The sequence below is a fragment of the Allomuricauda sp. F6463D genome (assembly GCF_023015965.1).
GTDB lineage: Bacteria > Bacteroidota > Bacteroidia > Flavobacteriales > Flavobacteriaceae > Flagellimonas.
Window position 1 is genome coordinate 1,467,749 of record NZ_JALKAN010000001.1, and the last position, 17,029, is coordinate 1,484,777.

Here is a 17,029-nt window from a genome sequence, read left to right on the forward strand (position 1 = left end):
AGCTTCTTAAGAAGGTATCCATTTGATATTACATCCGAGACTCGGTTTTTGGTTGGAGTCAATTTTTTCACCATTCAATATCGCTTCCATTGCATTTTTAAGGTCTTTTCCAGTAAGTGGCACACCATTTTCTGGTCTGGAATCATCGAGTTGTCCTCGGTACACCAGTGTTAAATCGGTATCAAAAAGGTAGAAGTCAGGGGTGCAAGCTGCATCGTATGCTTTTGCCACTTTTTGGGTTTGGTCGTACAAGTATGGAAAGTTGTAACCTTCTTCTTTGGCTTTTAGTCTCATTAAATGCGGAGCATCTTGCGGATAGTGTTCCACATCGTTGCTGGAAATGGCTACAAAGGCTATTCCTTTTTCCTGATATTCCTTTGCCAACGCAACAATCTGTGGATTTACATGGATCACAAATGGACAATGGTTGCAAATAAACATCACCACGGTTCCCTTTTCTCCTCTAATGTTGTCCATGGAAAGCAATTTGCCCGAAACGGTATCCAACAGTTCAAAGTCTGGTGCCTTGGTGCCTAAGGAAAGCATATTGCTAGGGGTTCTTGCCATTGTGTTTTATTTTTGGATACTAAGTGATACAGGCAAAAATAAAAAACGACCTGTAAAATACAGGTCGTTTAACTTTTTTAACGGGTTACTTTTTAAATGTCGTCGAAACTTACATCGGTAAAGTTACTCTCGGAGGTGCTTCCATTTTCACTAAAGCTTCCTTCCTCCTTTTTAAAATCTTTTTGGTGGCGTTCGGAGATGACTTCGGTTCCCTTTTCGTCAATTATGTAATCCATCATCTCTTCCATTATCTCTCGGAAATCACTAAAATCCTCTTTATAAAGGTAAATTTTGTGTTTCTTGTAATGAAACGACCCATCATCATGCGTAAACTTTTTACTTTCAGTGATGGTTAAATAATAATCTCCGGCCTTGGTGCTCCTTACATCGAAAAAGTAGGTTCTTCTTCCTGCTCTCAATACTTTCGAATAAATCTCTTCCTGATCCACGGTATCTTTCTGGCCCATATGGTATAGTGTATTTAGTACTATGTTGAATTATGTTATCAAAAATGTAAAAAAAAAGCTAATTCAGCAACTTTTTTATGATTCTTTGCCCGAAAGTTGATTTTTATAAAGGTCTTTATAATAACCATCCATATTATTGAGTTCTTCGTGGGTGCCCTGCTGGATGATGTTTCCGTTGTCCAGAACAATGATTTTGTCCGCATTCTTGGCCGATGAAACCCTGTGGCTCACGATGAGGGTAGTTTTACTTTCCGAAACTCTTTTTAAGTTATTAAGGATTTCTTCTTCGGTTTCCGTATCCACCGCGGAAAGGCAGTCATCAAATAGATAGATCTTCGGGTTCTTTAAAAGTGCCCTGGCAATAGAGACCCTTTGTTTTTGACCTCCACTCAATGTAATCCCTCTTTCGCCTAGAATGGTATCGTATTTTTTGGCAAATCCTTCAATGTTTTTGTGTACCACTGCTTTTTTTGCAACCTCTACAATTTCCTCGTGCGTAGCATCCGCTTTACCAAAACGGATATTGTTTTCAATAGTGTCGGAGAACAAGAAGGCGTCTTGGGGTACGGCACCAATAGAACTTCGCAAACTGTTCAAATTTAGATTTTGGATAGGTACCCCATCGATCAATACCTCACCAGAGGTTGTATCGTACAGCCGGGCAACCAAATCCAAAATAGTTGATTTACCTGAGCCTGTTTTTCCGATAATTGCAACGGTTTCTCCTGCGTTTACAGAAAAGGAAATATTTTGTAATGCAGTAATATTAGTGTCTTCGTACGTAAAAGTTACATTTTTGAACGCTATTGCTCCTTTGATCGGTGTATATTCCAAAACTTTGTTTTGGATTGATGGCTCTTCTTTTAAAAATTCGTTTATACGTTTTTGCGAAGCTTCTGCCCGCTGTACAATCGATGTTAGCCAGCCCACGATAGCTACGGGCCATGTAAGCATGTTAACGTAAAGAATAAATTCCGCAATGATCCCTATGGTTTCGATTTCTCCATTAATATATTGGCGTCCCCCGATGTAGATAACGAAGACATTACTTATCCCGATCAATAAGATCATCAAAGGAAAAAACCATGCATTAACTTTGGCCAAGGCCATACTGGTATCCTTACCTTCCTGAGCCAAACCTCGTAACTCTGAGTTTATTCTAGGCTCAATGCTGTAGGCCTTTATCACAGAGATACCTGAAAATGATTCTTGAGTAAATGTGGAAAGGGTTGACAAATATTCTTGGACCTTGGTACTTCTACGGTGGATAATCTTACTTATCTGATAAATTAAAACCGATAAAATGGGCAATGGCAATAAAGTATATGCTGCCAGTGTTGGTGCTTTTATAAACATCAGGGGAATTAGGCACACAAAAAGCGTCAAGGTTTGTATACCATACATAATTGCTGGCCCGCCATACAAACGTACTTGATTCACATCTTCACTGATACGGTTCATTAAATCACCTATCCTATTTTTTTTGTAAAAATTGAGGCTGAGCGATTGATAGTGGTCGAACACCTCGTTTTTAAGATCATACTCTATGTAACGGGATACATTGATAATGGTTTGCCGCATTAAAAAAGTAAAGAGACCTGAAAGAATGGCTGCCCCAACAATGATTAAAATGTATTGAAGCAACAGCCCCTTGGCATCGGAAAGGGAAATAATGTTAGCGGTAAAATCCTCGACCGCCTGAATTGATTTGTTCACATATGAAGGCATAATCAGGGAAAATACACGCGCAATTATGGTGATCAGAACCCCCAAAAATAATTTGAGCCAATATTTTTTAAAGTATTTATTTAGGTGTTTTAGCTCCTTCATAACGAGGAAAGGCAGTTTTTAGTGTCGATGTCCACGAACAATCCGGCAAATATATACCATACTATACAAAGTAAACGTTATAAAATTTATAAGAAATCAACTTTGGTAGGTAAGATTCAAATATAAGATTACTTTTGCGGAGTGAAAGCCAAACAATGACTTTAAAAGTTCTTTAAACATGCTTACCCGAAGGCACATCAGAGTAAAAGTAATGCAGTGCATATACGCATTGGTACAATCCAAAGACGATTCTTTGCAAAAACAAGAAAAGTTTCTGCGCGTCAGTATAGAAAACATGTACGTTCTGTACCTTTTAATTTTAAGCCTTTTGGCCGAACTCCATCGTTTGGCCGAAAAACACACAAGCCATGCTTCCAAAAAATATGTGGCCACCGAAGAAGACAACTACCCCAATCCGGAAAAGTTTGTTAAGAACCGGCTGTTAAAGCAATTGGCGGATAATGAGCTTTTAAAAAACGAACTTTCCAAGCGAAAGCTGAACAACTGGTACATGAACGATGAATACATAAAAATCATTCATAAAGCTGTTGTTTCTAGTGATGTTTACAAAGAATACATGTCCAATGGAGAGGATACTTTCATAGACGATCGGAATGTGATTATTAAACTTTTTAAGGAAATAATAGCACCCAACGAAAAAATCTATGACTACTTCGAGGATGATAAGCTAACTTGGGTGGACGATTTTCCAATCGTAAATACATTTTTGGTGAAACGATTGAAAAAAGCCAAACCAGATTCTGGAGATCGTTTTTTCTTGCCCTCTCTTCTTACCGACCAAGAGGATATGGATTTTGCCAACCAACTTTTGACCAAGACCTTGCTCAACGATTCCAAATGGGAGAAGGAAATCGAGGGAAAAACACCAAATTGGGACAATGACCGTATTGCGGAGATAGATTCCATTATTCTAAAAATGGCCATTTGCGAGTTGCTCAACTTTCCATCAATACCAGAAAAAGTTACATTGAACGAATATTTAGAGATTGCCAAAGAATACTCAACCCCCAAGAGCAGCATTTTTATCAATGGGGTTTTGGACAAATTGGTAAAGGAGTACCAAACCGATGGTAGGCTTCAAAAAATCGGAAGAGGCTTGCAATAAACAATTATTCCTTAATTTTGGAAAAACAATTTTAATCATGAAAAGAATATCGACAATTTTAAGTTTAATCATGGTAGTCGCCATAACGGGCGTATCATGTAAGGACAACGCATCAAAAAAAATAGTTGCCGACAATGTTGAAACAGCGGTGGACAGAGATGAAGCAGCAAAAATGGTTCCTGTAATGTCTTTCGAGAAAATGGAACATGATTTTGGCACTATCCAACGTGGAACACCACAAGAAACCGTATTTAGCTTTACCAATACAGGTAACGCACCTTTGATTATCACGGATGCTAAAAGTAGCTGTGGTTGTACGGTACCTAATCCTCCAAAAGATCCTATTGCACCAGGGGAAACTGGAGAGTTGTTGGTTAAATTCAACGGCGCCGGTCAAAATCAGGTCACAAAAACGATTACCGTAAACGCAAACACAGCAAAAGGTAGCGAAATTTTGAGGATCAAAGCATTTGTTCAAGCACCTGGAGCAGTACCAGCAGGTCCTGTTAAATAATTAAAAAACCTACATGGAAAACCTAGGACAATTTTTACCTCTGATATTGATTTTTGCCGTGGCGTATTTTTTTATGATTCGTCCTCAAGTCAAACGTCAGAAGGATGAAAAGAAATTTGCTTCAGAGTTGAAAAAAGGCGATAAGATCATTACCAAAAGTGGTCTTCATGGTAAAATCGTGGAATTGAACGACAAGGATTTTTCCTGTGTTATCGAAACCATGGCCGGACGATTAAAATTTGACCGCTCTGCTATTTCTATGGAAATGAGCAAAAAGTTGAATCCTCCTGCCGACAAGAAGTAAAGATATTTAATACATATATTTTAGAATAGGAACGTCCCTTGGTTATCCAAACCAAGGGACGTTCTTTTTATTCCACTTTTAAACTCTAAATATTATATTTAATACGACCTCAACAATTAATTTAGGGTACGTACTGTCATGATTTTTTTGCTAAATTTTGATGATATTTAGGCTTTTTTACCAGACAGAAATGGGCAAAAGGAAGAAGCAAGCCAAATTATTACGAGTTTTTCGAAAAGTACACAGAACTACAGGAGCATTTTTATTTATTTTTTTTATCTCAGTATCCGGACTCATTTTGGATTGGAAAAAAATTCCAATGGTTATATTCTCCCAGATATACAAGAGGGCAACAAATGGCTGCCCATTGACGGTTTACACACCATTGCCTGCAATACCTTGCTAAGTTCAGTAGCTCCTCTGATTTATCTTTGGAATTGGACCAAATCGACCTTAGAAAAGAAAAAAGATCTGTGAAGTTTCTTTTTGTTGATTCTTATTACGAAATCCAATTAGATGGGGCCAACGGCAAAGTGCTTTCCATTGGACAAAGAAAATCTGATTTTTTAGAAGGCGTGCATGATAGTTCCATAGTTGATGATTATCTTGGAACGAGTGATTATGTAAAGTTGGTGTATACTTCGGTTATGGGTGTTTCCTTACTGGTTTTACCATCACCGGATTTTGGTTGTGGTATGGCCCAAAACGAATGAAAAAGGGAAGGAAAGCTTAATGGTTTAAAATAAAAGCCATCCAGCTTACATCTGGACGACTTTTCAATTGTATACCTACATATTTTAGCCTTTGATTTTTTTGGTAGAAATGATTCCATATTTATCAATAAGATAAACCAAGCTTGCCATGGTGGCGGCACCTAGCTCCAACTCGCGTTTGTTTACATGTTCAAATGTATCGTTTTCAGCGTGGTGATGGTCAAAATAACGCTGGGTATCCGGGCGCAGCCCTGCCAGAACCATACCCTCTGTTTTTAATGGCCCTATGTCCGCACCACTACCCCCTTCGTAAAACATATGTATCAAATAAGGTTCAAATAAATCTTTCCATCCTTGTATCTGTTTTAGATTCGCGGCATCGGCATCAATAGTAAAACCCCTTGGGGTAAATCCACCGGAGTCGCTTTCCAAAGCAAAAATGTGCTGCTCATTCTTTTTAAGAGCCACCTCTGCATATTTATTGCCACCGCGCAATCCATTTTCTTCATTCATAAACAAGACTACCCGTAATGTACGTTTAGGTTTATACCCAGTTTCCTTTAAAAGTCTCAATACATCCATACTTTGCACACATCCTGCACCATCATCATGTGATCCATCTCCCAAATCCCATGAATCCAAATGACCACCAACGACCATGATCTCATCGGGGTGTGTACTTCCTGTTATTTGACCAATTACATTATAAGATTGCACATCATCAAACTGTTTACAGTTTTGTTTGAAATAAAACTTAGCATCTGGGTTTAGTTTAAGGGTTGTACTTAAGAGGTCAGCACCATTGGTACTAATAGCGGCCGCTGGTATCCGCTGATTTACTGGCGTATCACCATACCCCATGGAACCTGTATGGGGATAATCATCCAAACGAAGGTTCACTGAACGTACAATAACTCCCAAAGCTCCGTATTTTGCCGCTTCGGATGCGCCGGAATAACGTTGGTCCACGCAACCAGAATATGCAGTGAATGTATTGATTATTGTTGGGTCCATTGGTCGATTGTAAAAAACTATTTTACCTGAAATTTTATCCTTTCCCAATTTTTCCAGATCCTCTATCCCTTGTACCTCAACAACATTGGCTTTTAATCCACCATCCGGCGTTGCCACAGAACCTCCTAGCGCGCATATGGGCACATTGGTGGTTAACCCGGGTTTTGTCTCAAAATATGCAAATTCGGGGATTCCCCTTACCCATTTTGGAACCATAACAGGCTGCAACCATACCTTGTCCAAACCTAACTGCTCTAATTGTTCTTTAGTATAATCGACCGCTTGTTGTGCCTGTACAGATCCAGATAGACGACCTCCTATTTGATTGGACAGATAATTTAGCCAATCGTAAGCCTTGCCATTTGTCAATGCTGTATCATAGATTGCTTTTAATTGCTTTTCATCTTCCGTTTGTGAGAAAAAAGGGGTGCTGACCAACAAAAAGGCCAAAACTAAGACTGTTCTCATATGGTTTCTTTTTCCAGTTGTTGTTTAAAGTTTTCTAAATTAGCTTTTATTTCATCGTCCAGCTCAGGTTCGTCTATATCTTTATACTTTTTTAACGCTTCCAACATAATAGATGCCACAATGACCCTTGCGGCTTTCTTGTTGTCAGCTGGAACCACATACCATGGCGCATGATCCTTGGATGTCTTACTCAAAGCTTCCTCATAACACACTTCGTATTTATCCCAGAGTTTTCTCTCTTTCAGATCATCTGGGGAAAATTTCCAGTTCTTCCTCTTCAATCGTATCCTTCTCAAAAGCCTTTGTCGCTGTTCCTCTTTGGACAGATGTAGAAAAAACTTGAATATGATTACACCGTTTTCGTTTATATGTTTTTCAAAATCATTTATCTGTCTATAGCGATTTTCCCAAAACTGGTCATCAATATCATCTAAGGTTTTGATGTTTGGGATATTCTCTCCCAATATATATTCGGGGTGCACCTTGGTGACCAATACATTTTCATAATGTGTTCTATTGAATACCGAAAACTTTCCTCTTTCGGGTAGCGCAACATAATGCCTCCATAGGTAATCGTGTTTTTTTTCCTTGGTTGAGGGCACCTTAAAACTATGAACCACTACTCCTCTTGCATTAAAATCCTTGAACACCTCCCTGATTAAACTATCTTTTCCGGCAGTATCTATTCCTTGCAAACAAACCAACACCCCATATTTACCATGGGCGTAGAGTGTGTCTTGGAATTCGCCTAGGTCCTTGCGAACGTCCTTAAGTTTTTTTTTAAGCTCTTTATCTGATGCATTAAAATCTTCGTGTGTGCTTAGTTCGGAAAGCTTGACATCATCAATAACCCGATATTCTTCTGTTTTAATTTTTTTCATAGGAATGAATATAATCCTTTTTCGCCACTACTTCAACCAAGATTTTAATTATGCATTTCGTCGATATTTTAACCAATCATACCCAAAGATGGTTATTTAATCGATCTATTTGCTTTATCCAGTATTGAAAATGTAACTTTATGTTAATCAGTGACGCAGCGTCCCAAATCAATAAGCGTTATGAAAAGCAGAAAGATTATCCTACTTATAGTCTTTGTCATTGGCTTGATAGGCCTATGGCTCATGGCTTCATTCAACACACCCGCAAATGCTTGTCAATATGCAAGCTCCAATCTAGAGTATATTAAAAATAAAATACAGAAAGCGGTACATACCTACGATTTAAACATGGCCAAATACCATGCTTATAAAGCTTTGAACGGTATTGAGAAAACCAGGGACAACTTTAAGGATTGTGGATGTGAGGGAGCCGTAGAAAGTCTAGAAACTACGCTTTCCCATCTAAAATCAGCAACTAAAGCAACTTCATTGACAAAATCCAAAATTGGATTACATAAGGCACTGGAGAATACGATAATCGGCCTTAATGTTTTAAAAGAGTTTGAACAAGAAACATTCAGCGAATATGGTAGCAATGTTTTGGTGATGAATACCACCGATGTTCTAGACTTCCAAGATGGAATGATATTGACACATGGAGCTACAGTAAAAAAACAGGTACATCAATGTTTATTGGGCTTTGAATCCTCATTGGATAAAGTAGTTTCGGATGTGGACTGTAAAGATGCTCAACGGTTTATCTCCAATATTCATGAAGAATCCCGTTTACTTTTGATGAACCCACAACTATCACAACATAAAAAAGAATATCACCAGCGAGTAAAAGTCCTCGCCAAAGAAGCCCTAAATAGGTTAGGTGACTGCAAATAGATTATTTACTGGCAAATAATTTTACATCCTCTTCGGATACTTCCTTGCCTCCCAATATAATCAAACGTTCCACAACATTACGGAGTTCACGAACATTCCCTGTCCAATCATAACCTTTGAGCAGGTCAATGGCTTTCTTGGAAAAATCTTTTTGCCCGATTCCTTGTTCGGATGCTATCTTTTTTGAAAAATGTTCTATCAACAAAGGAATATCATCACGTCTATCGTTGAGTGCCGGAACCTTGATCAAAATTACGGCCAAGCGATGGTAAAGATCTTCACGAAATTTTCCTTCTTCAATTTCCTTTTTAAGATTCTTGTTCGTAGCGGCCAACACACGAACATCGACTTTAATATCTTTATCGGAACCTACCCGGCTAACTTTATTCTCTTGTAAAGCTCGCAAAACCTTAGCCTGTGCAGACAAACTCATATCACCTATTTCATCTAAAAATATGGTTCCTTTGTTCGCAGCCTCAAATTTACCGGCTCTATCCTTTACCGCAGAAGTAAACGCTCCTTTTACATGTCCGAATAATTCACTTTCTATTAATTCGGACGGAATTGCAGCGCAATTCACCTCTACAAAGGGTGCAGAGGAGCGGGGACTTTTTTGATGAATCCAATGGGCAACAAGTTCCTTTCCCGTACCATTATAGCCTGTTATCAAAACCCTTGCATCGGTAGGGGACACTTTTTCAATCATATCCTTAATAGATCCAATCTCTTTGCTTTCCCCAATCATTTCATAGTTCTTCGAAATTTTTTTCTTTAGAACTTTGTTCTCCACTGCCAATTCTTTTCTATCCAGGGCGTTACGAACAGTGGTTAGCAGTCTATTTAAATCTGGTGGTTTGGAAATATAATCGTATGCTCCTAACCTCATTGTGTTAACAGCGGTATCTAGGTCACCATGTCCGGATATCATGATAAAAGGAATTTCCGGTTTAATTTTCTTGGCTGCCTCCAAAACTTCTACTCCATCCATTTTGGGCATTTTGATATCACAAAGCACTAAATCAAAATCTTCTTTCTTAATAAGATCTATTCCTGCTTTACCATCCTCGGCCTCTACTACATTATAGTCATCGTTTTCTTCAGCCAGTATTTTAACCAACACCCTTCTAATTGCCGATTCATCCTCGACCACCAATATTTTTGACATATTCTGTAATTTAAAAAATTCCTATCTTGAAACCTGTTCGAATATAAAAATTTGAATCGTTGTTGAACAAATATACTTCACCTCTTTCCCGATTCCTTAACTTCCCTTCTTGAACCAGTGTACTTCCAGCAAGTGCAAAAAAAGAAACAGTTTTGGAAAAATTGTACTGATAGCCCAAAGTTCCAACCAAAGAGCTGAAAGATATTCGGGATGCGATCAAACCATTGTTCAATTCAATATTATTCTGAAGGTTCATAAAATAACCATCCAAGAACAGTGCCAACTCCAAACTATGCTTTTTATTAATATGATATTTTAAATTGGATTTGGGCACACCAATCACAAACGACCAATCTGGACTAAACCTTCTATAATAATGGATAAGTGGCAATGGGACCGGTATTCCCGTAGTACTGTTATACGTAAGTCCCAATACCAATCTGAATGGTTTGTCAGCTTTAGATTTTTCCTTCCAAAAAACTGCTGAGGTATTCATAAAAAAATCGTCCCTTGTGACACCGTCCAATAAATTTGAGGCCAACCTTGGCGTTAAAATTGTAACCAAGTTCCAATTATCATTCCATTTTTTTATATACCCTATATTAAAATCTATGACATGGAACCTTATCATTTCTTTTTTATCAAAAGGAAGATTTCCTGAATACCCCATATCAAATCGATTATACTCCGTTCCTACTACCAAATAGTCTTTTTTATCATTGAGTTTTATTGGCAAATTAACAAGTGCTTTGTATCGCTGTGTTTTAATGCCTGATTCATTTTCGGGGATATTAAGGTATTCCAATCTAAAAATATCCGTGCTCTGTGCGCTTAAATTACAGCAACAAAGTGCGACAATGAAAGTGAGCCACTTCCAGATTGTTTTATGGTAAACTGAGGTTTTTATAGCTTCTTATTGTTTTGGCTGAATAATATGTATATCGCGCTGTGGGAACGGTATGCTAACGTTGTTCTCTTTAAACTGGGCGTTGATTTTGTAGCGCATTTCGCTTTTTATTCTAGGATCCCTAAAAGTATCGTCGGTAAAAAAAAATATGGAAAAAATCAATGCGGAATCTCCAAAGTCCTCAAATAGTACGAATGGTTTAGGGTTTTTGAGTACTTGTTGCTGGTTGTTGGCCACATCTTCCAAGATCTTGGTCACTAGATCGACATCACTTCCATACGCCACGCCAACACTAACTTTTTCCCGTGTTGTCCTGTGGTTTTGGGTATAATTATAAACTATGTCGCTGATAAACTTATGATTGGGAAGAATGAGGACTTTATCATCACGGGTTAAGGCTCGTGTTGTTCGCAATTTAATTTCGAATACCTTGCCCACTTTACCATCAACTTCGACCACATCACCCACTTGCAACGATTTGTCCACAATTATAAAAATGCCACCTAGTACGTCCTTAAACAACTCCTGCAACGCCAGCCCCAAACCAACGAACAATGCTGCGGAAGCGGTAATAATCAAAGTTATATCCACTCCTGCGGCACTTAAAGTGACCAACACGGCAATTAGGTATATAACATAGTTTAAAAACCTAAAAACACTGGTGAATTTTTGTTTATCTTCCTGCTTCATCCTTCTGGTAAAGATGTTGCGTAGCCATCTAAGTATAAATTTCGTAGCTATAATTGTAAATGTTAAAAGCAGCAGTAAACCTATCGTGAGGTTAATCGACTTTTCACCTTCTCCAATATGGAACCCTAGATTTAATAATTCCTTAATGGATCCCAAAACATCATCTCGGATGATTTCTTTTATGTCATCAGTACCTTCTTGCATATTATTCTAATATCGCAACCATTTTATCAATTCTTTGTAGGTAGGTTTTTTACCATACATTAGGATTCCTGTCCTATAAATTTTGGCCGCCAATGACACAATACCAAAAAAAGTAATGATCAAAAGGAAAATGGAGAGTAAAAATTGCCATAAAGGCACTCCCCCCTCACCTATTCCTCCAGGTAACCGCATCAGCATTACAATGGGCGACGTTAACGGAAACAATGAAAAGCCAACCGCAATGGGACCATGTGGGTTACTAAATACAGAAAAGAACCCTACATAGATAGCCAACATTAAAGGTAAGATAATAGGGAAGATAAATTGCTGTGTATCTGTTTCATTATCTACTGCCGCTCCGATTGCTGCGTAAATGGAGCTATAAATTAAATACCCAAGAATAAAATAAATAAAGAACGAAAATATAAGCAAGCCCCATGGTATGTCATAAATCTCTTTGGCATACATCATCATTTCGTTATCCATAGTCCCTAATTGAGGCATTGTACCCATTGTATTGTGGGGCATAGCAGAATTGCTGGAAAGCGCAGTAAGATCGATTCCAAAAATCAAAACTGCAAAAAACATCAATACGGAAGCGGAAACAACCCAGATGGTAAATTGAGTAATTCCTGCTAATGAATTGCCTATGATTTTTCCCAGCATTAATTGAAATGGTTTTACAGAGGATATGATGACCTCAATAATTCGACTGGTTTTCTCCTCAATCACACTCCGCATTACAAAGCCGCCATAAATTATAATAAACATCATAATAGCATACCCAAATGCTCCTCCAATAAAAGCCTTTATCTCGTTAATGCCCTTCATGCTCTTTTCTCCCGCAAAAGTTGAAAGGTTAATTTCGAAGGGGTTTTCTATATTCGAGAATTGTTTCGGAGAAACCCCTAGCTTCTGTAAACGGTCTTGTCGTAATTTCTTTTGGAACATTAGCTCGAGCTCCTGGGTCACAGAGGTGTTTGGGTTGTCCTTAGCAAAAAGATAAGTAGCTTTGGCCACCTCTTCCACTGTGGTTCCATTAGGAATATAGAGTAATCCGTAATATTCCAAAGAATTGGTAGAATCCTTTGCTTGCTCCAGAGTCAAATCATCAAAATGCACATAGGAAATATTTTTTGAAGGCTTTAATTCCTCTTGAAAAAAAGCACTTTCATTCAATACTGAAATCACCCTTGTTCCATTATCATTTATCTTGGCCAAATATGCAATGAGCACAATCATTCCAACGATTAAAAGCGGGCTTAAAATGGTCATTACAATAAAGGAACGATTGCGCACCTTAGCCAAATATTCCCGTTTGATGATCAACCCAAGTTTATTTGCCATTGTCCTTGTTATTTACGGTTTGAATAAAAATATCATTGGCCGATGGTATGGTTTCCTCGAACCGATTAATGTTCGCCATTTTAGAAAGTTCCGATAATACATTTCCTGTTTGCGATGTTGATAACTGTACCTTAAAATTCAGTTGATGTTCCACAACATCAATTTCAGAAGAAAGAACATTGAATTTCTGAGTTATCGACTGCATTAATTCTTTGGCATCTTTTTCTACTTGGAGCCCAACGTTGAAAACATTGTTTTTATATGCTTTTTTAATATCCGACAATTTACCATCCAATATTTTTTCAGACTTATGGATCAACGCTATATATTCGCAAAGCTCTTCCACTGATTCCATACGATGTGTGGAGAATATAATGGATGTACCATTTTCTTTTAACTGAAGTATCTCATCCTTGATTATATTCGCATTTATTGGATCAAATCCGCTAAATGGCTCGTCAAAGATCAACAATTTAGGTTCGTGGAGCACGGTGACTATAAACTGGATTTTCTGGGCCATTCCTTTGGAAAGCTCTTGAATTTTTTTATCCCACCAGTCACCAATATCCAAACGGTCAAACCAGTATTTAAGCCGAATTTTGGCTTCATTTTTGGACAATCCCTTTAATTGCGCCAAATAGAGTGCCTGCTCTCCTACCTTCATACCTTTATACAGTCCGCGTTCCTCAGGCAAGTAACCTATGGAAGCAATATGTTTCTGAGCCAGCGGCTCCCCATTGAGCATGATCTCACCAGAATCTTGATGGGTAATTTGATTGATGATTCTTATAAATGTGGTTTTACCCGCCCCATTGGGACCCAAAAGTCCGTAAATGCTATTCTTCGGAATTTGAAGCGATATGTTGCGCAATGCAGTAGAATTCCCATAAGTTTTGGTCACATTTTTGGCAACGAGGATATGATCCATCTAAACTATTTTTTCAAAGATATGTATTTGCAGAATACCTGCATTTCCTATAAAAACAAAAACCCACCCTCAAAAACTTTAAGGATGGGAAAAAAATTGCTATGAAAAAGAAAATTAGATATTGGTCACCCAACATCAGTTTCAAATATACGTTTTTTTTTAAACTGAAGGTTTTAAATCTTAAGAGAACATATCTTTTACCTTCTCAAAAAAAGATTTATCTGATTTTTCTGGTCTTGGGATAAAATTCTCATCTTCTTGCATACGCTCAAAAAACTCCTTCTGTTCCTTATTCAATTGTTTAGGGGTCCACACGTTAACATGTACTAGTAAATCTCCACTGCCATAACCGTTCAAACTGTTTATACCCTTACCTCGAAGTCTTAAAATCTTACCGGACTGTAGACCCTGCTCCAGCTTTATACGGACTTTTCCACCAATGGCATCAATTTCTTTGGAACTACCAAGAACAGCTTCCGACATACTTATGTATAAATCGTAATGAAGATTGTCCCCCTCTCTTTTTAGCGTATCATGCTCCAGCGTTTCAATAGCTACTAACAAATCTCCTGCAATACCGTTTCCAGGTGCATCGTTACCCTTACCGGATACCTTTAGTTGCATGCCATCCTCTACGCCTGGTGGAATTTTTATGGACACTGTTTCTTCATCCACTTTTAACCCTTGGGCATCTGCACCGGATGGTTTTTTATCTATGGCTTGTCCTGCACCGCCACATGTTGTACAGGTTGTAGCTGTTTGCATTCTACCCAATATGGTGTTGGTGATTTTTGTAATCTGTCCAGTACCATTACAGGTGGGACAAGTTTTATAGGTAACACCATCCGCTTGTCGCTTACGTCTTACCTTTACTTTTTTCTCCACACCGTTGGCCACTTCCTCCAGCGTTAACTTGACCCGGATACGGAGGTTGCTTCCTTTCACCCTTCGTTGTCCGCCGCCAAATCCACCAAATCCACTGAATCCGCCGCCTCCGCCGAAAGCACCGCCAAAAATATCTCCAAATTGGCTAAAGATATCGTCCATGTTCATACCTCCGCCGCCAAATCCTCCACTTCCATCAAAAGCAGCATGCCCAAATTGGTCATACTTCGCCTTTTTGTCCGGATTTCCTAAGACCTCATAGGCCTCGGCAGATTTTTTGAACATTTCTTCCGCCTTGGTGTCGCCAGGGTTTTTATCTGGGTGAAACTCGATGGCCTTTTTCCGATAAGCCTTTTTTATTTCTGCAGCTGAAGCTCCTTTGGAAATTCCTAATATTTCGTAATAATCCTCCTTCATATAATTTTAGTTTCCAACAACAACTTTTGGGTGTCTAATGATGCGGTCTCCTAGTTTGAAACCTTTTTCAACTACATCAATAATTTTTCCTTTCATTTTTTTGTCAGGCGCAGGAATCTGAGTAATGGCATCGTGTACTTCAGCATCAAAAACATCACCAGCTGCGACCTCCACTTCCTCCAACCCTTTGTTCTTTAAGGTTTCCTTGAATTTGTTGCTTATAAGTTCTACTCCCTTGAACATTTCCTTATCCTCGGATTTGGAAAGCTCCTTGAGCGCGCGGTCAAAATCGTCCATAATGGGAAGCAGTGCCAACATTATTTCTTGACCCGCTGTTTTAAACAAATCCATACGTTCCTTGGAAGTTCTTCGCTTATAGTTTTCAAACTCAGCAAAAAGCCTTAGAAACTTTTCTTTCTCTTTGGCCAAATCCTCACGCAGTTTATCTTCTTCAGAAAAATTTTCCCCGTGTTCATTACTATTATTGGCCTCTATAATTTCATCATTCAGCTCAGTACTAGCTTCGGTTTGCCCTTTTGTAGGTTCGTCCTCCATTTCCTCAACCTTACTTTTATTGCTCATGTTCTAATGTTTTATTCCGATATGAAGTGGCAAAAGTACTGCCAATTGTCCAAAAATGTCAAAATGTCATTGCAAAACATAAAAAAAACCGCCTTAGCGGTTTCTATGTATCAAAAGCGTCATGAATTAACTATGCTTCAACCGATGCGGGAATACTCTCTTCCTCCTGTGGAGTGAACAGATCCTTCAAAGCTTGACAAATATTTACATATTGAAAGGAAAAGCCTTCTTCTTCAATTTTTTTACTGCTTACCCGCTGACTTGCCAATACCAAAGTGGACATTTTACCCAAAAATACTTTTAAAAGAAATGCTGGTATATTTGGCAACCATAATGGTCGTTCCATAAACTTTGCCACTTCTTTTGTCATTTTGGTATTAGTAACTGGATTCGGCGCTACACCATTATATACTCCTTTGAGATTATTTTCTACGGCGAATACGAACATTTGCGCCAAATCGGCAATATGAATCCATGATTGCCATTGCTCACCACTGCCCAAAGGTGCACCTAGAAAATTTTTTATAGGAAGAGACATTTTGGGTAGAGCCCCACCATCATTGGACAACACCAAGCCTATTCTAATCTTAGCTACCTCTATATTCAATTTTTTAAAAGAATCTGCCTCGACCTCCCATCTTTGTACCACTTCTCCTAAGAACCCATCATCTATCTGCGTAGTGTTTTCATCATAATATTCGCTTTTGGAATCGGGGTAAACACCTATGGCAGATGCGGAAATAAGGCATTCCACTTCTTTATTTTTAGATTGCTCCAAACCTTTCTTGAGGGTTCGCAAGCTGTTGACTCGACTAGAAAGCACTTTTTTCCTATGATTTGGTGTCCACCGTTTTGCAATACTTGTTCCGGCCAAATTGATGATAGCCTGAACGTCTTCAAAACAGTCCAAGTCTATTTCCTCCTTTTTTGGGTCCCAATAGAACCCATTAAAATCTTCTGTGGAAGTTAGCTTCTTTTTGCTCGTGGTTAAATAATTTATAGGAATACCTTTTTGGTGCAGCACCTTTACAATGGCCTTACCAACTAATCCCGTAGCTCCTGTTATCAACACCTTCATACTATCATTTTATGCAAATTTATAGGTTTAATCGACTGTTTATTAGGCCTT

18 protein-coding genes are annotated in these 17,029 nt (G+C 38.4%); 5 read left to right on the forward strand and 13 right to left on the reverse strand.

From position 1 onward, the window contains the following. Nucleotides 1-6: 6 nt before the first annotated feature. The 3 genes from MWU56_RS06535 to MWU56_RS06545 form a co-directional block, all read right to left on the reverse strand. Entirely contained in the window at nucleotides 7-567 is a 561-nt protein-coding gene (locus MWU56_RS06535) for a thioredoxin family protein (RefSeq protein ID WP_247043136.1), read from the reverse strand. A gap of 92 nt (nucleotides 568-659) precedes the next feature. Continuing rightward, nucleotides 660-1,034: a PUR family DNA/RNA-binding protein gene (locus MWU56_RS06540; protein WP_247043137.1), complete on the reverse strand. Its 375-nt coding sequence runs from the start codon at nucleotides 1,032-1,034 to the stop codon at nucleotides 660-662. 75 nt (nucleotides 1,035-1,109) lie between these two features. After that, the gene (locus MWU56_RS06545; protein ID WP_247043139.1) at nucleotides 1,110-2,864 is read right to left on the reverse strand and encodes an ABC transporter ATP-binding protein; all 1,755 of its coding nucleotides are present in this window, start codon (nucleotides 2,862-2,864) and stop codon (nucleotides 1,110-1,112) included. A gap of 178 nt (nucleotides 2,865-3,042) precedes the next feature. Here MWU56_RS06545 and nusB point away from each other — a divergent pair, with 178 nt between their 5' ends. The 4 genes from nusB to MWU56_RS16610 all read left to right on the forward strand — a co-directional run bounded on the left by nusB (nucleotide 3,043) and on the right by MWU56_RS16610 (nucleotide 5,521). After that, nucleotides 3,043-3,990, forward strand: a complete 948-nt coding sequence (gene nusB, locus MWU56_RS06550; RefSeq protein WP_247043141.1) for a transcription antitermination factor NusB — start codon at nucleotides 3,043-3,045, stop codon at nucleotides 3,988-3,990. Between the two features lie 37 nt (nucleotides 3,991-4,027). Then, on the forward strand, nucleotides 4,028-4,504 hold the full coding sequence (locus MWU56_RS06555; protein ID WP_247043143.1) for a DUF1573 domain-containing protein: 477 nt from the start codon (nucleotides 4,028-4,030) through the stop codon (nucleotides 4,502-4,504). A gap of 13 nt (nucleotides 4,505-4,517) precedes the next feature. Then, nucleotides 4,518-4,808, forward strand: a complete 291-nt coding sequence (gene yajC / locus MWU56_RS06560; RefSeq protein ID WP_247043144.1) for a preprotein translocase subunit YajC — start codon at nucleotides 4,518-4,520, stop codon at nucleotides 4,806-4,808. 431 nt (nucleotides 4,809-5,239) lie between these two features. Further along, nucleotides 5,240-5,521: a hypothetical protein gene (locus MWU56_RS16610; RefSeq protein WP_317236515.1), complete on the forward strand. Its 282-nt coding sequence runs from the start codon at nucleotides 5,240-5,242 to the stop codon at nucleotides 5,519-5,521. Between the two features lie 84 nt (nucleotides 5,522-5,605). On the opposite strand, the gene MWU56_RS06570 is transcribed toward MWU56_RS16610, so the two are convergent. Further along, the gene (locus MWU56_RS06570) at nucleotides 5,606-7,003 is read right to left on the reverse strand and encodes a M20/M25/M40 family metallo-hydrolase (RefSeq protein ID WP_247043145.1); all 1,398 of its coding nucleotides are present in this window, start codon (nucleotides 7,001-7,003) and stop codon (nucleotides 5,606-5,608) included. Continuing rightward, nucleotides 7,000-7,884, reverse strand: coding sequence for a PPK2 family polyphosphate kinase (locus MWU56_RS06575; protein ID WP_247043146.1), 885 nt, complete (start codon nucleotides 7,882-7,884; stop codon nucleotides 7,000-7,002). The genes MWU56_RS06570 and MWU56_RS06575 overlap by 4 nt, the downstream gene beginning before the upstream one ends. Before the next feature lie 180 nt (nucleotides 7,885-8,064). Between MWU56_RS06575 and MWU56_RS06580 the strand changes: the two genes are divergently transcribed. Continuing rightward, nucleotides 8,065-8,775, forward strand: coding sequence for a hypothetical protein (locus MWU56_RS06580; RefSeq protein ID WP_247043147.1), 711 nt, complete (start codon nucleotides 8,065-8,067; stop codon nucleotides 8,773-8,775). A gap of 1 nt (nucleotide 8,776) precedes the next feature. On the opposite strand, the gene MWU56_RS06585 is transcribed toward MWU56_RS06580, so the two are convergent. The 8 genes from MWU56_RS06585 to MWU56_RS06620 form a co-directional block, all read right to left on the reverse strand. Then, entirely contained in the window at nucleotides 8,777-9,940 is a 1,164-nt protein-coding gene (locus MWU56_RS06585) for a sigma-54-dependent transcriptional regulator (RefSeq protein WP_247043148.1), read from the reverse strand. 10 nt (nucleotides 9,941-9,950) lie between these two features. Then, complete coding sequence (locus tag MWU56_RS06590) at nucleotides 9,951-10,847, reverse strand: DUF6268 family outer membrane beta-barrel protein (protein ID WP_317236527.1); 897 nt, start codon at nucleotides 10,845-10,847, stop codon at nucleotides 9,951-9,953. A gap of 6 nt (nucleotides 10,848-10,853) precedes the next feature. Further along, nucleotides 10,854-11,741 carry a mechanosensitive ion channel family protein gene (locus MWU56_RS06595; protein WP_247043151.1) on the reverse strand — a complete coding sequence of 296 codons (888 nt, stop codon included), beginning with the start codon at nucleotides 11,739-11,741 and terminating at the stop codon, nucleotides 10,854-10,856. 6 nt (nucleotides 11,742-11,747) lie between these two features. After that, complete coding sequence (locus MWU56_RS06600) at nucleotides 11,748-13,088, reverse strand: ABC transporter permease (protein ID WP_247043153.1); 1,341 nt, start codon at nucleotides 13,086-13,088, stop codon at nucleotides 11,748-11,750. Beyond that, nucleotides 13,078-14,016 carry an ABC transporter ATP-binding protein gene (locus MWU56_RS06605; RefSeq protein ID WP_247043155.1) on the reverse strand — a complete coding sequence of 313 codons (939 nt, stop codon included), beginning with the start codon at nucleotides 14,014-14,016 and terminating at the stop codon, nucleotides 13,078-13,080. The genes MWU56_RS06600 and MWU56_RS06605 overlap by 11 nt, the downstream gene beginning before the upstream one ends. Nucleotides 14,017-14,196: 180 nt before the next feature. Beyond that, complete coding sequence (dnaJ, locus tag MWU56_RS06610; RefSeq protein ID WP_247043157.1) at nucleotides 14,197-15,318, reverse strand: molecular chaperone DnaJ; 1,122 nt, start codon at nucleotides 15,316-15,318, stop codon at nucleotides 14,197-14,199. A 6-nt stretch (nucleotides 15,319-15,324) separates the two neighbouring features. After that, nucleotides 15,325-15,900, reverse strand: a complete 576-nt coding sequence (locus MWU56_RS06615; protein ID WP_247043158.1) for a nucleotide exchange factor GrpE — start codon at nucleotides 15,898-15,900, stop codon at nucleotides 15,325-15,327. A 130-nt stretch (nucleotides 15,901-16,030) separates the two neighbouring features. Next, the gene (locus MWU56_RS06620; RefSeq protein ID WP_247043160.1) at nucleotides 16,031-16,978 is read right to left on the reverse strand and encodes a TIGR01777 family oxidoreductase; all 948 of its coding nucleotides are present in this window, start codon (nucleotides 16,976-16,978) and stop codon (nucleotides 16,031-16,033) included. Nucleotides 16,979-17,029 lie beyond the last annotated feature (51 nt).

What these genes read in the sequence shown, in the direction of transcription:
- MWU56_RS06535 (WP_247043136.1), bottom strand. Translation starts at nt 567, where the DNA reads ATGGCAAGAACCCCTAGCAATATGCTTTCCTTAGGCACCAAGGCACCA.
- MWU56_RS06540 (WP_247043137.1), bottom strand. Translation starts at nt 1,034, where the DNA reads ATGGGCCAGAAAGATACCGTGGATCAGGAAGAGATTTATTCGAAAGTA.
- MWU56_RS06545 (WP_247043139.1), bottom strand. Translation starts at nt 2,864, where the DNA reads ATGAAGGAGCTAAAACACCTAAATAAATACTTTAAAAAATATTGGCTC.
- nusB (WP_247043141.1), top strand. Translation starts at nt 3,043, where the DNA reads ATGCTTACCCGAAGGCACATCAGAGTAAAAGTAATGCAGTGCATATAC.
- MWU56_RS06555 (WP_247043143.1), top strand. Translation starts at nt 4,028, where the DNA reads ATGAAAAGAATATCGACAATTTTAAGTTTAATCATGGTAGTCGCCATA.
- yajC (WP_247043144.1), top strand. Translation starts at nt 4,518, where the DNA reads ATGGAAAACCTAGGACAATTTTTACCTCTGATATTGATTTTTGCCGTG.
- MWU56_RS06570 (WP_247043145.1), bottom strand. Translation starts at nt 7,003, where the DNA reads ATGAGAACAGTCTTAGTTTTGGCCTTTTTGTTGGTCAGCACCCCTTTT.
- MWU56_RS06575 (WP_247043146.1), bottom strand. Translation starts at nt 7,884, where the DNA reads ATGAAAAAAATTAAAACAGAAGAATATCGGGTTATTGATGATGTCAAG.
- MWU56_RS06580 (WP_247043147.1), top strand. Translation starts at nt 8,065, where the DNA reads ATGAAAAGCAGAAAGATTATCCTACTTATAGTCTTTGTCATTGGCTTG.
- MWU56_RS06585 (WP_247043148.1), bottom strand. Translation starts at nt 9,940, where the DNA reads ATGTCAAAAATATTGGTGGTCGAGGATGAATCGGCAATTAGAAGGGTG.
- MWU56_RS06595 (WP_247043151.1), bottom strand. Translation starts at nt 11,741, where the DNA reads ATGCAAGAAGGTACTGATGACATAAAAGAAATCATCCGAGATGATGTT.
- MWU56_RS06600 (WP_247043153.1), bottom strand. Translation starts at nt 13,088, where the DNA reads ATGGCAAATAAACTTGGGTTGATCATCAAACGGGAATATTTGGCTAAG.
- MWU56_RS06605 (WP_247043155.1), bottom strand. Translation starts at nt 14,016, where the DNA reads ATGGATCATATCCTCGTTGCCAAAAATGTGACCAAAACTTATGGGAAT.
- dnaJ (WP_247043157.1), bottom strand. Translation starts at nt 15,318, where the DNA reads ATGAAGGAGGATTATTACGAAATATTAGGAATTTCCAAAGGAGCTTCA.
- MWU56_RS06615 (WP_247043158.1), bottom strand. Translation starts at nt 15,900, where the DNA reads ATGAGCAATAAAAGTAAGGTTGAGGAAATGGAGGACGAACCTACAAAA.
- MWU56_RS06620 (WP_247043160.1), bottom strand. Translation starts at nt 16,978, where the DNA reads ATGAAGGTGTTGATAACAGGAGCTACGGGATTAGTTGGTAAGGCCATT.